The sequence below is a fragment of the Bacteroides sp. ET489 genome, from assembly GCF_030518095.1.
In the GTDB taxonomy this organism is placed as follows: domain Bacteria; phylum Bacteroidota; class Bacteroidia; order Bacteroidales; family Bacteroidaceae; genus Bacteroides; species Bacteroides ndongoniae.
In genome coordinates this window covers 1-1,546 of record NZ_JAULLJ010000102.1, presented here as the reverse complement: position 1 = coordinate 1,546, position 1,546 = coordinate 1, and the positions used below count along the sequence as shown (strand labels likewise).

Genomic DNA, 1,546 nt, shown 5'->3' with positions numbered 1-1,546 from the left:
CCCCAAAAATTCCAAAAATGATATGATTCTGAACTAACAGTCCTCCCACATATATTAATTATGGTGCATGTTGTCATCATTATTACTTTTGTGGAAAAAATGTGCTATGGAAAAGATACGATACAGACTTGTGTACAATCGAAAGGACCAGCTCAACAACCAGGGCACCGCCCTTGTGCAGGTGGAAGCCAAGCTGAACCAGCGTAACATCTACCTCACTACCAACATCTACCTCCAGCCGGAGCATTGGGACAAGTCCACAGCCCAAGTAGTCAACCACCCGCAGGCCATCGAGCTTAATGCACTGCTTTTCGAGTTCATTATCCATCTACAGGCTATCGAGCTGGGCTTTTGGAAGCGTGGAATTCAGCCAACGCTGGCCCTGCTGCGGGATGCAGTCCGGAAGAAGGCACCGGCCACTACCACCTTCCTGACCTTTGCTCGGACAGCCATCGAAACATCAGGCAAGAGGCCGAATACAAAAGAGAACCTGTCATCAACCGTTAACCTGTTGGAGCAATTCCGACCTGGACTGGATTTTGCTGATCTGACCTATACTATGCTGAAGGACTTCGAGTGTTGGCTACGTGAACAGGGCAAAGGGGTAAATACTGTAGCCAAGCATCTCCGTCAACTACGCACCCTTATCAATGAGGCCATCAACGACGGCTACATGCCGGCCGATGCCTATCCATTTCGCAAGTTCAAGATCCGGCAGGAAAAGGGTAAGCATGAATTTCTTACCCCCGACGAACTACGCCGGCTGGAGGCGGTACAGCTCACTGATCAGCGCCACCGTCACGTGCTCGACGCCTTTCTGTTTTGTTGCTACACTGGGCTTAGATACTCTGATTTCTGCACACTGACTACTACTAACATCATACCGATTAATCGTACGAAGTGGTTGTGTCTGAAGATGCAGAAGACCAATATCGAAATCAAGTTGCCGTTGGCACTGCTTTTTGATGGGAAAGCCATCGAAGTTATTGACCGCTATCCTTCCATCGAGGAGCTGGCTGCCATCCCAAGCAACAACAAGACAAACAAATTGCTAGCTGAGGTAGGAAAATTAGCCGGAGTGGAAAAGCATTTCACATACCACACGGCCCGGCACACTTGTGCGACCCTTCTGGTGCATCAGGGTGTCGCCATCACGACGGTGCAAAAGGTGCTGGGACACACTTCGGTCAAGACTACGCAGATATATTCGGAGGTGCTATCCGACACCATCGTCCGAGACCTGAAGAACATTCGTAAGCGCAAACGGTTGTAGATATATTTCTTCCTATTCAAGAAAATCGGTAAATTTCTGGTATATCCCATAAGAATATACCCACAATCTACCCACTGACAAGTGATGTCAGTGGAATGCCGGTGTGTCCTTTTATTTGCAAACCTTTCACGATTATCTTTGCCTATCAAAGAATAATTACTATATTTGCCCGTGTAGAAATTGTGAAAGCCCATGAGCTTCATCCAAATGCGGGTGGAGTTCATGGGCTTTTTTATTTAATGTTTAACTCAAATCTTTTGTAAAATGAAAAGA

General features: G+C 47.0%; 1 protein-coding gene. It reads left to right on the top strand.

The features are described 5' to 3' along the window. The first annotated feature begins 106 nt into the window (after positions 1 to 106). Positions 107 to 1,273 (top strand): site-specific integrase, encoded by a 1,167-nt coding sequence (locus tag Q3C19_RS18180; protein WP_302731259.1) that lies wholly within the window; start codon positions 107 to 109, stop codon positions 1,271 to 1,273. Positions 1,274 to 1,546: the final 273 nt, after the last annotated feature.